The sequence below is a fragment of the Lacinutrix sp. Hel_I_90 genome, from assembly GCF_000934685.1.
GTDB lineage: Bacteria > Bacteroidota > Bacteroidia > Flavobacteriales > Flavobacteriaceae > Lacinutrix.
In genome coordinates, this window is the sequence record NZ_JYNQ01000001.1 from 1,568,182 (window position 1) to 1,581,226 (window position 13,045).

Here is a 13,045-nt window from a genome sequence, read left to right on the forward strand (position 1 = left end):
TTTATTCATTCCTATAAGGTCTTTTTATTATTAAAAACTAACTACTATTTTACTTACTAGGTGGTAATGTTGGTCTTACTTCAATTTTACTTGGTAAGGTTCTTGGATTCATTTTTATTAAGTCTACAACCAATTCACCAATATCTTCAATTTGAATTTTCCAGGCATCTTTATCACTTGGATCATTCCCATTAAAATGAGTAGCTACAGAGCCTGGCATGATGGTACTCACTTTTATATCATACTGTCGTAAATCTAACATAACAGCTTGGGTAAAGCCCGTAACACCAAACTTACTGGCATTGTAAGCCGAGCCGCCAGCAAAGAAATTGGTGCCAGCTAAACTTGATATAGTAATAAAATAACCTTTGGTTTTTTTTAATGCGGCGACACTGGCCTTGATAGAATTAAACACCCCTGTTAGATTGGTATCGATGACCTCGTTCCATTGCTTTGAGGTTAAATCTTCAATACTCCCAAAATGACCCAAACCAGCATTAGCTATAACAATATCTAATTGACCAAACGCGTCTATTACTTGCTTTACGGCGTCCTGTTGGCTTTCCAATTTACGCACATCTGCCTTAATTCCAAGAGCTTTAGCTTCCGTAGAACATTGGTCTTCTAATTCTTTAGCAGCGTTCTCTGCGGCCGCTGTGCTTCGGCTGGTAATTGCAACATGAATCCCTTGGGCCATGAGGGCTTTGGCAGTACCAAAACCTATGCCTTTTGTTCCTCCTGTTATTAGTGCAACTTTAGTATTAAGTGTCATCATAATTTACTGTTTTTTCTATGGTATCTAAAATTACAAAACTGAAATGATTATCTTTAATTTAGATTGTTATAAAAATGATAAAACTGCACCTTTTAATTTAAAGAAAAGCTTAAAAAAGATTCTCAATTATATTTCCAGAAATCTAAATAGTAATTAATCTAAAAATAAGTCTTTACTCAAAGCCTCCACCAATTTCGACAATAAGAATTTAAAAAGATTATTTTACTTTAAAATACTAACCAAAACAAAAACATTATGAATTCAAAAGTATTTATTATTCTAAGAATTTTACTTGGTCTCTTCGTTTTAGTCTTCGGCCTTAATAAATTAGTACCTGGTGGGTTTTTACCTATGCCAGAAACGAGTGGAGATGCAGCAGCCTACTTTACAGCTTTAATGAACTCAAAAACATTGATGCTAGTGGCTGTAGTTGAGGTCCTCGCTGGCTTAGCTTTAATTTTTAATAAATTTGGTGCTTTATTCGCATTAATTTTAATGAGTGTGTCTGTTAATGCTGTATTATTTCACGCTGTATTAGATCCTGGTGGTATTGCTGGAGCAGCGGTGCTATTACTATTAAACATTGCTGTATTAATTGGTTACAAGGAGAAATACAAGCCATTATTAAGTTAATTCAACTTCTAACTTGAATAGAAGAGGCTATCTAAAAAGACGTGTCCATTGTCATATTGAGCCTGTCGAAATATTTTAACCTACTGGTAATCAATATTAGTTTCGACAAGCTCAACCTGACAAAGTAAATTTAAAAGTCTTTTTAGACAGCCTCTTCTTTATTTTTTTGGTGGATACTCCGTAAACATCTTCTCGACTATGGCGTCTAACTTAGCTTCTCGCTTTTCGGGAGTTGCATTGGGATTAAAACTACTTACACTTCTTACCTGCCAAAATAGCCCAGTTTTAGAATCGTCTACAAACTCTACTATAATTTCCCTATTTATTTTTTCCTGCCCCATTGGAATACCTATTGAAACACCACCACCACTAAGTCCTACATTTCCTCCACCAAGCCCTACGCCTACAGTATTCCTTTGGCCCTCATGATATTCATTGCTTTTCAAATCGATAACAAAATCTGGTGTTTCAGATTTTGTCAATCCCATCGTATTTAATTTTGTTTCTAAGGCGAGAATAAAACGCTTTTCATCTAAACCAGTAAACCCTGTATCCATATCATCATAAAAATGATAGGTTTTATAGTCAGAAAAATTAGTGGTCTTTTCATAATCGTAATTCACATAAATGGGCGCGCACGAAACCACACATAGAAATAAAAGAACTATTTTTAAAATTTTCATAAGCCTCTTTTATATATAAAAATAACGAAAATTATACCATTTAGTATTCGTTTCAAACCGTTTGTCATAATTTTACTTTGAAAAATGAGTTTATTCAATGCTAATGACGTTGAAGTATCCAGAAAACAACCTTTAAAATTCAAACAGAGTTTAGAATTTTAATTTCTTTATTGTAATTTTAACAGAAATTAAAAAGGAACTATGGATTTAAAGCTTGCAGTGTTAATTGATGGAGATAACATCCCTTCTGCCCATGTAAAAGAGATGATGGAAGAAATTGCCAAATACGGCAATCCGACCATAAAAAGAATATATGGCGATTGGACGAAGCCGCATTTATCAAAATGGAAAACCATACTTCTCGAAAACGCGATTACACCCATTCAACAATATGGTTACACGACCGGTAAAAACGCAACAGATTCTGCAATGATTATTGATGCTATGGACATCTTATATTCAGAAAAAGTAGATGGTTTTTGTTTAGTGTCCAGCGATAGTGATTTTACACGTTTAGCGACAAGACTTCGTGAAGCAGGGATGCAAGTGTTTGGCATTGGAGAAAAGAAAACACCGAACCCGTTTATAGTGGCTTGTGATAAGTTTATTTATATTGAAATCCTTAAAGATCAATCTCAGAGTGATGCATCAGCATCTAATGAAAATAGTACCGCTTCAAAAAATACTGTGGATAATATTACGCCGCAAGTCATTAAATTAATTTCTAGCACCATATTAGATTTAGCAGATGATGACGGTTGGGCTTTTTTAGGTGATGTAGGTAGTCTTTTACAAAAGAAACAACCTAATTTTGATTCCAGAAATTTTGGCTTTCAAAAACTAACCCCTTTAATAAGTTCAATTAAAACACTTGAAATTGATAAACGAGAAACAACAAAAGGACGCTTTAAACTCGTTTATGTTAGAGTTAAAGAAAATGCAGCGATTAAGTCTAAAAAAGCGAAACAAAAAAAATAAGACGGTCTAAAAAGTTTTTATTACCATAAAATGGTCCTATTTTGAAATGCAATAAAAAGAAAAAGCTCTTAATCTGATTAAGAGCTTTTTGTTATAAACGTATTAAAAAAATATTAGTTTAATGCCTTCCAAAGCGCATCTTTCAATTCTGTTAAACCTTGTTGCGCAACAGATGATATTAGAAAGTAAGGAATGGGCAGTTCATTATCCAATTGTTCACTTAACTCCGCTTTAAGCTCATCGTCCAGCATATCACATTTAGAAATTGCAATTAGTCGGTCTTTATCCAACATCTCTGGATTGTAACGACGTAACTCATCTAATAAAATATCGTATTGCTTTTTAATATCCGGAGCATCAGCAGGAATTAAAAACAATAAAATAGAATTACGTTCAATATGTCTTAAAAAGTAATAGCCAAGCCCTTTACCTTCTGCAGCACCTTCTATAATTCCAGGGATATCTGCCATCACGAAGGTTTGAAATTCACGATATTTTACAATGCCTAAATTAGGCTTGAGGGTCGTAAACTCATAATCTGCAATTTTTGGTTTTGCCGAAGTCAAAACAGACAACAGTGTAGACTTTCCTGCATTAGGAAAACCTACTAAACCAACATCTGCTAAAATTTTAAGTTCTAAAATGATATCTTTCTCCTCCAATGGAATACCAGGTTGCGCATAACGCGGAGTCTGGTTTGTAGAGGTTTTAAAATGCCAATTCCCGCGACCTCCTTTTCCGCCTTCTACTACAATACGTTCTTCTCCTTCTTCTGTGATTTCAAAAAGAATCTCATTAGTTTCTGTATCGCGTACAACCGTTCCTAAAGGCACATCAACATACATATCCTCGCCATCTGCACCAGAACTTCTTCCGCTACTACCGTGTTCTCCATGTCCTGCACGAATATGACGCTTAAATTTTAAGTGTAACAAGGTCCAAAGGTTAGAGTTGCCTTTTAAAATCACGTGACCTCCACGTCCGCCATCTCCACCATCTGGACCACCTTTCGTGATATACTTTTCACGGTGTAAATGCGTAGATCCTTTTCCCCCTTTTCCAGAAGATACGTGCATTTTTACGTAGTCAACGAAGTTCCCTTCAGTCATTTGATTTTATTTTATGTTTATTTTAACTCAATCGCAGGTTCCCTACTTTCGCAAGAACCACAATTACAATTTATCAATGGTATTACACAACCGTTTTGTAATCACTTCAATATCACCAAAACCATCAACGCCAAAATATTTGTCCTGCGCTGAATAATAGTCTTTTAATATGGCTGTTTTAGTATAGTATTCTTTAATTCGGTTTCTAATAATGCTTTCGTCTGCATCATCAGCTCTCCCACTCGATTTCCCTCGTTCTAAAAGACGTTCAACTAATACTTCGTCTTCAACTTCTAAAGCAATCATGGCATTAATTTGAGAATCTTTACTTTGCATCAATTGATCCAAAGCCTTGGCTTGTGTATTTGTTCTTGGAAAACCATCAAAAATAAACCCTTTAGCGCCTGCATTTTTTTCAACTTCAGCCTCCAACATATCTATAGTTACTTGATCTGGCACCAACTCACCTTTATCCATAAATGATTTAGCCAACAGTCCTAAAGCGGTTTCGTTTTTTATATTAAACCTAAAAACATCTCCTGTTGAAATATGTAAAAGGTTATACTTCTCCTTTAAAAAATTAGCTTGTGTGCCTTTACCTGCTCCTGGAGGACCAAATAATACAAAATTAGTCATGTGTTGTGTTGTTTTAATTTGATATACTGCTGGTAAATCACGCCCTAATCCATCGTAGTCTAAACCGTAACCAACAATAAATTTATCAGGAATTTCTATACCAACATAATGTAGTTTAAAATCTTTTTTATAGGCTTCAGGCTTGTGAAACAAAGTGGCGATAAGCAATTGCTTTACATTTTCATTTTTAAAAATACGATGTACTTCATGCAATGTTTGCCCTGTATCTATTATATCTTCTAAGATAACGACAGTTCTGCCACTTAAATCTTGAGTTAAACCAATTAATCGCTGAATATCCTCAGTAGATTTCACGCCTTCATAAGACGCTAGTTTTATAAAAGTGACCTCACAGGGTTTCGGATATTTTTTTACAAAATCACTTACCAGCATAAATGAGCCATTTAAAACACCTACAAATACAGGTATTTCGTCTCCTAAGTCATTCGCGACTTCTGCTGCCATTCTCGTAACAACATCCGCTATTTCTTCCTCAGAAATAAAAGGCTTAAAGTATTTATCGTGAAGCTTTATCATGGCTTATTTTTATGAAAGTCGCAAAGATACGTATTTGTTAAACGATATACGATTTTCATACGCAATTTATGGCATTCTTTTCATTTTAAAATGTATTTTTGTGCTAAACCAAACTGTACTGATGAATTACTTTTCTTCACAATTTAAACTAGGTATTTTAGGTGGTGGTCAATTAGGCAAGATGATGCTTAATGTAACACGAAAATTTGATATTACTACCCATGTCTTAGGTGTTAATGACGATGCACCTTGCAGAATCGCTTGCGACCAATTCACGACAGGTGATTTAATGGATTTTGAAACGGTTTATAACTTTGGAAAACAAGTAGATCTGCTCACCTTTGAAATTGAAAATGTCAATGTCGATGCGCTCGAAAAATTAGAAAAAAAAGGTATTAAAGTCTATCCCTCTTCTAAGAATTTAAGGATTATCCAAAATAAAGCGAAACAGAAATTATTTTACTTAGATCATAATTTACCAACCTCAGACTTTTCTCGTTTTGCTTATGCTTCAGAAATTGAGGATGCTGTTTTAAATGGCGGATTAGAATTTCCTTTCGTCTGGAAAAGCGCACAATTTGGTTATGATGGTAATGGTGTTAAAATAGTTCGCACCTTAGCCGATTTAAAAGGATTACCGCCAGGAGAATGTATTACAGAAGCGCTTATTGATTTTAAAAACGAATTAGCGGTTATTGTTGCAAGAAATCCTGACGGGGAAGTAAAAACCTATCCTGTGGTAGAGATGGAATTTCACCCAGAAGCCAATCAAGTAGAGTATGTTATATGCCCAGCAAGAATCTCTGAGGCGGTTGCAAAAAAAGCACAAGAAGTCGCTTTAAACGTATCTAAGGCTTTTAATAATGTTGGGCTGTTAGCGGTTGAATTATTTCAAACTCAAAACGACGACATTTTAATTAATGAAGTTGCTCCCAGACCTCACAACTCAGGACACCAAACCATTGAAGCAAGTTACACCTCACAATTTGAACAACATATTCGTGCCATTCTAAATTTACCTTTAGGTAAAACAGAAAGTAAGGTGGGGGGCATTATGGTAAATCTGGTTGGTGCTGAAGGTTTTTCGGGTGAGGTTATTTATGAAAATATTGCTGAAATCATGAAAATGGAAGGTGTAACACCGCATATTTATGGTAAAAAGCAAACACGTCCCTTTCGTAAAATGGGACATGTAACTATTGTAAACGAAGATTTAAATACCGCAAGAGCGATTGCAGAGGACGTTAAGAATACAATTAAAGTGATAAGCAAATAAATTATGAGCAAAGTTGGCGTAATTATGGGAAGCGATAGCGATCTCCCAATCATGCAGGAAGCAATCGATATTTTAAAAGGTTTTGATATTGAAGTAGAAGTTGATATTGTATCGGCACACAGAACACCAGAGAAATTGTACGATTATAGTAAAAATGCGCATACCAGAGGTCTCTCAGTTATTATTGCTGGCGCTGGTGGTGCGGCACATTTACCAGGGATGGTTGCAGCTATGTCACCACTTCCCGTAATAGGAGTGCCAGTGAAAAGTAGAAATTCTATAGATGGCTGGGATTCCATATTATCTATCTTACAGATGCCTGGAGGTGTTCCAGTGGCTACTGTAGCCCTGGATGGCGCAAAAAACGCAGGCATTCTAGCCGCGCAAATTATTGGCACGAGTGACCAATGTGTTTTAGATAAAATTATAGTTTACAAAGAAGGATTAAAGCTAAAAGTTGAAGCTGCTTCAAAAAAACTTAAATACTAAACGTAAAAAAGTCTAGTCTCCTAGTTTTTTTATAGCTTTAAAGGGTTATCTAGAACCGTTTTTTCCACATCAAAGACTAGGGTGTTTAAAATTCTTAATTGGCCATCCATTGAAAGCATTCAAATAAATAGATTTAATGCATTGGAGGACACGAGAACAAATACAGTTTAACTTAAAAATAGGTTGATTTTTATCATAAAAAAAAGCCTCAAATAAATTTGAGGCTTTTCATCGCTATTAATCAATAATTTTTAAGAGAGTAACCAGCTCTCACGAAAAATCAAGACAAAACTAAATAATAATTACAGTTTGCTAAAATAATAATTGAAAGATTTAACTTACAAAAAATTACACGCTTATAAATGAATACATTAACAACAAACTTTTCGACCAAATACACATCAGCACCATTCGTTCAAATAGAAAACAGCGACTTTAAGCCTGCAATTATGCAGCTTATTGAGGAAACGAAGGAAGAAATTAATGCCATCGTTAATAATCCTGAAGCGCCTACTTTTAAAAACACCATAGAAGCATTAGAATTTAGTGGGCAGCAATTAAACCGGGTAACCAGTATCTTTTTTAATTTAAATTCTGCTGAAACCAATGATGAAATACAAAAAATAGCACAGGAGGTTTCTCCTTTGCTTTCAGAATTTGGAAATGACATTACTTTAAACGAAGATTTATTTAAAAGAGTAAAAGTGGTTTACAATCAAATGAAGGACTTAAATCTTTCAGTAGAACAAACCACACTATTAGATAAAAAGTATAAAGGTTTTTCTAGAAATGGTGCTAACTTAAAAGCGGATGCGAAAGTCAAACTTCGTGAAATAGACAAGAAATTAGCAAAACTAAAACTCACTTTCGGAGAAAATATTTTAGCCGAAACCAATAAATATGAGCTCCTAATAACCAGTGAAGAAGCCTTGTCTGGTTTACCAGAAGGCGCAAAAGAAGCCGCCAAACAATTAGCAGAAAGTAAGAACAAAGACGGTTGGTTGATCACGTTAGATTACCCAAGTTATATTCCTTTTATGACGTATGCAGATAATCGTGAGTTAAGAGAAGAATTATCGAAAGCTTTTGGCAGCAAAGCCTTTAAAGGCGATGCTTTAGACAATCAACAAAACGTTTTAGATATTGCAAAACTTAGTTATGATCGCGCACAATTGTTAGGTTATAAAACACATGCCCATTTTGTATTAGAAGAACGTATGGCAGAAACTCCTGAAAAAGTTGAGACTTTTTTAAATGAGTTACTAGAAAAAGCAAAGCCTGCTGCTGAAAATGAATTTGAAACATTAGAAAATTTCGCAAAAGCATTAGACGGTATTAAGGCCTTACAAAAATGGGATTCAGCTTATTATTCTGAAAAATTAAAACAAAAATTATTCAGTTTAGATGACGAACAATTAAAGCCTTATTTTAAATTAGAAAATGTGATTGCTGGCGCTTTTATGGTGGCGGAAAAATTATTCAATTTACATTTTGAAGAAATACACGATATCGATAAATACCACGAAGAGGTTTTAACGTATAAAGTAACAAACGATAAAGGCGACTTTATCTCACTTTTTTATGCTGATTTTTTTCCGAGAAAAGGCAAACGAAATGGCGCTTGGATGACCTCGTACAAATCACAATACATCCAAAACAACGAAAACGAAAGACCGCATGTGTCTATCGTCTGCAACTTTACAAAACCAACAAAGACCAAGCCATCACTGCTTACTTTTAATGAAGTAACGACCTTGTTTCACGAGTTTGGTCATGCCTTACACGGCATGTTAGCCAATACAACTTACCCAAGTTTATCTGGCACAAGTGTGTACTGGGATTTTGTAGAATTACCAAGTCAGGTGATGGAAAACTGGTGCTATGAGAAAGAAGCATTAGAGCTATTTGCGACACATTATGAAACTGGAGCAGTCATCCCTATGGAGCTAATAGATAAAATAAAAGCGTCAGCCACCTTTCAACAAGGCATGCAAACACTACGTCAAATAAGTTTTGGTCTATTAGATATGGCTTGGTATGGCACAAACCCTACAAGCATTACAGATGTAAAAGCCTATGAAAGTAATGCTTTTAGTGATACAGACCTTTATCCAGATATTCCAACGAGTTGTATGAGTACTACTTTTGCGCATATTTTTCAAGGGGGGTATTCTTCTGGGTATTACAGTTACAAATGGGCTGAAGTTTTAGATGCAGATGCGTTTGACTATTTTAAACAAGAAGGTATTTTCAACAAAGACGTAGCCACTAAATTCAAAGACCACGTGCTCTCTCAGGGCGGCACAGAAAATCCTGTGATTTTATACGAACGTTTTAGAGGTCAGGCAGCAAAACCAGAGGCTTTATTAAGGCGTGCTGGTCTGATAAAATAGAACAGCTCCTCTTCCTTTTAATTTAGGAAGGCAAAACAAGCATGCATTCTCCTCCTTTTTTTAGGAGGAGTTTTTTTTGATATATAGTACTCATTTTAATTTCTGTTATATTTCATATTATAGAGTTACCGAATAGGCAATTCTCTTTTTCAATAAGATAAGACTGCTGTTTATATTTAAACGCCGTTTATTTACGCTTGTGAATGAATTCTAGTTTAGAATAGTTGTAACACATGTCTCAAAAATCCCAGCATACAATAGGATCTATAGACGAAATACGCTTATTAGGAACCACCGTCTTTCTGGGAAACAAACATTTATAAAAATAAACTTTCAGTAATTACTGAAAGTTTAAAATATTTAATTATCTTTGACGCATGGAATATCAAGAAGCAAAAGAGAAATTTATTAGTACCTGGGGAAGTTTAGGCTCGCTATGGGGCATCAATAAAGCGATGGCCCAAATTCAATCCTTACTGTTTATTTCTACAACACCACTGTCTATGGAAGACATCATGGAAGACCTTAAGATTTCTCGTGGTAATACCAGCATGAATTTACGACAATTGATGGATTGGGGTATCGTTACAAAAATACTAGTCCCTGGAGAACGTAAAGAGTATTTTACAACAGAAAAAGACGTACAAGAATTGGCCAGAATTATAGCAAAAGAACGTAGTCGTCGCGAAATCAAACCGGTTATTAAAATTTTAGATGAAGTCTCGACTATTGAAGATGACGGCACCGAAAAAACAAAAGAACTCATAAAACAAACCAAAGCACTACACGAATTAACGGAGACTATGGATTCGATGATTAATAAATTAGTAAACCAAAAACAAAACTGGCTAACGAAGTCGGTTCTAAAACTCTTTAAATAAAAAAATTTAAATCATACTTTCATTTTTTTCTGAAAGTTTAAAATATTAAAAACAATGAAAAAGGCATTCAAAATTTTAAAAATCGTAAATATCATTGCTTTAGTCTTTCTCCTCCTAGGACCTTATGGCTTGCCGGTGACAGGAGGTCTACAAATTATTTGCGGATTATTCTTCACCTTCCTGTTTCCTAGAAATAAACTAATCTATATATACTTAGGCTTAGTCTTGTTTTTCTTCCTGGCATGGACTAGAGAAATTAATTGGTTTTTAATGCTGCCAATTTCATTAATCTTCTTTCTAACTTATATTATTTATTCTCAAAAAATTCAAAAATCATGAAATTAAACATCCCAAACTGGCTAATTATTCTAAGTGGTTTAGGTCAAATATTTACCGCTATAATTTACCCCTATATTCGGCATAAAGTATTCGATTGGTATAACGATGTCAAGCAACTAAAACCTCTAAATCAAGAAATTGTAAAAACCTATGGTCGCTATATTCAAGGTTTAAATTTCTATTTTGGTTTAATTGCCATTCTTTTGACTTCAGAATTAAAAAACGGAAGTGTTTTAGCTATTGCTATTACAGGATTAATGGCTGCTTATTGGGTTGGCAAAGTTTTAACTCAAATTGCCTATTACCCTATGTATGCTATTCCAAAAAAGGCCCTTTTTAAATTTGGTGGTTATGGCATGAATCTATTGTTTGTTTTATTCGCAGTGGTAAATGTACTATTGCTTCTTCAAAACATCCTGTATTATTTAAACTACAATAACTAAATCTATGGAAACACTTATACTAAAACACCAAGAAAAATCTAAAGAAAACACCATAGAAATGGTAGACTTCTATAACGAAGCTACTGAAGATTATGCCTTTTGGAGTAAAGATTTAAATATGCATTTTGGTTACTATAGACCCTTCCTAAACAGTCCATTTAGACGAAATACAATGCTTAATGAAATGAATAATCAAGTACTGAAACGCTTAAACTTAGATAAAGACAAAAGTACAATTATAGATTTAGGTTGCGGTGTTGGTGGCACCATGCGTTATGCATTAAAAAAAATAAAAGGTTTAACCGCATTTGGTGTTACCTTATCTCCGTTTCAAGTTGAAAAGGGTAATGCACTTTTAAAACATTTAAAAGGCAGTATTATAAACGAAAATTACAACCAAACCTCTTTTAAGTCTAATAGCTTTGATGGTGCATTAGCCATAGAAAGTTTTTGTCATTCTGGTCACGACAAGCGTTCTTTTAAAGAAGCGTATCGTGTATTAAAGTCCAACGGCCGATTTGTTATTGCAGATGCTTTTTTAAAAAAAGAAACATCAGAGTTGTGCTATGGTTCAAATTACGCGTACAGAAAATTGTGCTCACATTGGAGTTTAGAACGTTTGGCTTCAATAAAAACCGTTAAAAAAGACCTAACTGATTTGGGATTCAAAAACATTAAAGTAGAAGACGTTTCATTTAGAGTTGCTCCCTCAGTATTACATGTGCCGTTTGCTATTACAGGATTTATTCTAAAAAAATTATTCGCCTTTAAATCGCTTAAGCGCGAAAGTTTACATAATCTTAAAGGTTCGTTTTACGCTCTATTATCTGGATTACACATGAAGAGTTTTGGATATTATTTTATAAGTGCAACAAAATAATTATGAAAACCCATAAACGATATTTAAAAGCATAGTCATACACGTCACTACTATTAAAAAAATAAACTAGTAAAAAATTAAAACGATGAAGACCATTATCATAGCCGGCGGAAGCGGCTTTTTAGGCCAGGTTTTAGAAACCTTTTTTACAAAGAAGCAATACGCGGTTAAAATATTAACACGAAACCCTAAACGTAATAATGACATTTATTGGAATGCTAAAGATTTGGGGGATTGGACAAATCAATTGGAAAACACAGTAGCAGTAATCAATCTCACTGGCAAATCTGTTGATTGTCGCTATACTGAAGAAAACAAAAAAGAAATTTATAAATCAAGAATTGATTCTACTAACCTACTGGGCTTGGCTATTAACTTATGCGAACAGCCTCCAAAAGTTTGGTTTAATTCGTCTACAGCAACCATTTATCGTCACTCTGTAGACAAACAAATGACTGAAGAAAACGGAGAAATAGGCGACAATTTCTCTATGAGTATTGCGAAGTCTTGGGAGACCGCATTTTATGAGGTGATGACTCCTAAAACCAGAAAAATTGCATTGCGTACGTCTATTGTAATGGGCAAAAAAGGTGGCGCCATATCACCTTTAAAAGCACTAACTAAACTTGGCTTAGGAGGAAAACAAGGCTCAGGTAAACAAAAAGTAAGCTGGATTCACGAACTTGATTTTGCAAGAGCTATTGATTTTCTATTAGAAAATGTAAACCTAGAAGGCAACTTCAACCTCTCAGTCAAAAACCCGACAGATAACAAAACACTCATGCAGAATATGAGACAAAAATTGGGTGTCCCTTTTGGTATTTCACATCCGGTATGGCTCTTAAAGTTTGGGGCAACACTCATTGGTACTGAAACAGAACTCGTTTTAAAGAGTCGCAATGTGATTCCGAAACGGTTAATCGATAATGGCTTTGAATTCAGGTTTGATACTATTGAAGTAGCTTTAGATGATTTACTTAAAAACAAATAACG

General features: G+C 34.5%; 14 protein-coding genes. 10 read left to right on the forward strand and 4 right to left on the reverse strand.

What is annotated here, in order from left to right; all coding sequences use genetic code 11:
* Nucleotides 1-49: 49 nt before the first annotated feature.
* Nucleotides 50-775 (reverse strand): SDR family oxidoreductase, encoded by a 726-nt coding sequence (locus GQ46_RS07050; protein ID WP_044399783.1) that lies wholly within the window; start codon nucleotides 773-775, stop codon nucleotides 50-52.
* Nucleotides 776-1,030: 255 nt separating this feature from the next.
* Here GQ46_RS07050 and GQ46_RS07055 point away from each other — a divergent pair, with 255 nt between their 5' ends.
* On the forward strand, nucleotides 1,031-1,408 hold the full coding sequence (locus GQ46_RS07055; protein WP_044399786.1) for a DoxX family membrane protein: 378 nt from the start codon (nucleotides 1,031-1,033) through the stop codon (nucleotides 1,406-1,408).
* A gap of 158 nt (nucleotides 1,409-1,566) precedes the next feature.
* Here GQ46_RS07055 and GQ46_RS07060 read toward each other — a convergent pair whose 3' ends face one another.
* Nucleotides 1,567-2,091 (reverse strand): DUF4136 domain-containing protein, encoded by a 525-nt coding sequence (locus GQ46_RS07060; protein ID WP_044399789.1) that lies wholly within the window; start codon nucleotides 2,089-2,091, stop codon nucleotides 1,567-1,569.
* Nucleotides 2,092-2,292: 201 nt separating this feature from the next.
* Here GQ46_RS07060 and GQ46_RS07065 point away from each other — a divergent pair, with 201 nt between their 5' ends.
* Entirely contained in the window at nucleotides 2,293-3,069 is a 777-nt protein-coding gene (locus tag GQ46_RS07065; RefSeq protein WP_044399792.1) for an NYN domain-containing protein, read from the forward strand.
* Between the two features lie 113 nt (nucleotides 3,070-3,182).
* Here the strand turns inward: GQ46_RS07065 and obgE are convergent, their stop codons facing one another.
* Together obgE and GQ46_RS17390 are read right to left on the reverse strand one after the other, a co-directional pair.
* Nucleotides 3,183-4,178 carry a GTPase ObgE gene (obgE, locus tag GQ46_RS07070; RefSeq protein ID WP_044399795.1) on the reverse strand — a complete coding sequence of 332 codons (996 nt, stop codon included), beginning with the start codon at nucleotides 4,176-4,178 and terminating at the stop codon, nucleotides 3,183-3,185.
* 63 nt (nucleotides 4,179-4,241) lie between these two features.
* The gene (locus GQ46_RS17390; protein WP_082041717.1) at nucleotides 4,242-5,351 is read right to left on the reverse strand and encodes an adenylate kinase; all 1,110 of its coding nucleotides are present in this window, start codon (nucleotides 5,349-5,351) and stop codon (nucleotides 4,242-4,244) included.
* Nucleotides 5,352-5,472: 121 nt separating this feature from the next.
* Between GQ46_RS17390 and GQ46_RS07080 the strand changes: the two genes are divergently transcribed.
* The 8 genes from GQ46_RS07080 (at nucleotide 5,473) to GQ46_RS07115 (ending at nucleotide 13,043) form a co-directional block, all read left to right on the forward strand.
* Nucleotides 5,473-6,627, forward strand: a complete 1,155-nt coding sequence (locus GQ46_RS07080) for a 5-(carboxyamino)imidazole ribonucleotide synthase (RefSeq protein ID WP_044404695.1) — start codon at nucleotides 5,473-5,475, stop codon at nucleotides 6,625-6,627.
* 3 nt (nucleotides 6,628-6,630) lie between these two features.
* Entirely contained in the window at nucleotides 6,631-7,116 is a 486-nt protein-coding gene (gene purE, locus GQ46_RS07085) for a 5-(carboxyamino)imidazole ribonucleotide mutase (RefSeq protein ID WP_044399798.1), read from the forward strand.
* A 362-nt stretch (nucleotides 7,117-7,478) separates the two neighbouring features.
* On the forward strand, nucleotides 7,479-9,509 hold the full coding sequence (locus tag GQ46_RS07090) for a M3 family metallopeptidase (protein WP_044399801.1): 2,031 nt from the start codon (nucleotides 7,479-7,481) through the stop codon (nucleotides 9,507-9,509).
* A gap of 377 nt (nucleotides 9,510-9,886) precedes the next feature.
* Nucleotides 9,887-10,390 (forward strand): GbsR/MarR family transcriptional regulator, encoded by a 504-nt coding sequence (locus GQ46_RS07095; RefSeq protein ID WP_044399804.1) that lies wholly within the window; start codon nucleotides 9,887-9,889, stop codon nucleotides 10,388-10,390.
* 54 nt (nucleotides 10,391-10,444) lie between these two features.
* Nucleotides 10,445-10,729 (forward strand): hypothetical protein, encoded by a 285-nt coding sequence (locus GQ46_RS07100; protein WP_044399807.1) that lies wholly within the window; start codon nucleotides 10,445-10,447, stop codon nucleotides 10,727-10,729.
* Nucleotides 10,726-11,172: a hypothetical protein gene (locus GQ46_RS07105; protein WP_044399810.1), complete on the forward strand. Its 447-nt coding sequence runs from the start codon at nucleotides 10,726-10,728 to the stop codon at nucleotides 11,170-11,172. Before GQ46_RS07100 ends, GQ46_RS07105 begins: the two co-directional genes overlap by 4 nt.
* A 4-nt stretch (nucleotides 11,173-11,176) precedes the next feature.
* On the forward strand, nucleotides 11,177-12,052 hold the full coding sequence (locus GQ46_RS07110) for a cyclopropane-fatty-acyl-phospholipid synthase family protein (protein WP_044399813.1): 876 nt from the start codon (nucleotides 11,177-11,179) through the stop codon (nucleotides 12,050-12,052).
* A gap of 85 nt (nucleotides 12,053-12,137) precedes the next feature.
* Nucleotides 12,138-13,043, forward strand: coding sequence for a TIGR01777 family oxidoreductase (locus GQ46_RS07115; protein WP_044399816.1), 906 nt, complete (start codon nucleotides 12,138-12,140; stop codon nucleotides 13,041-13,043).
* The last annotated feature ends 2 nt before the right edge of the window (nucleotides 13,044-13,045 follow it).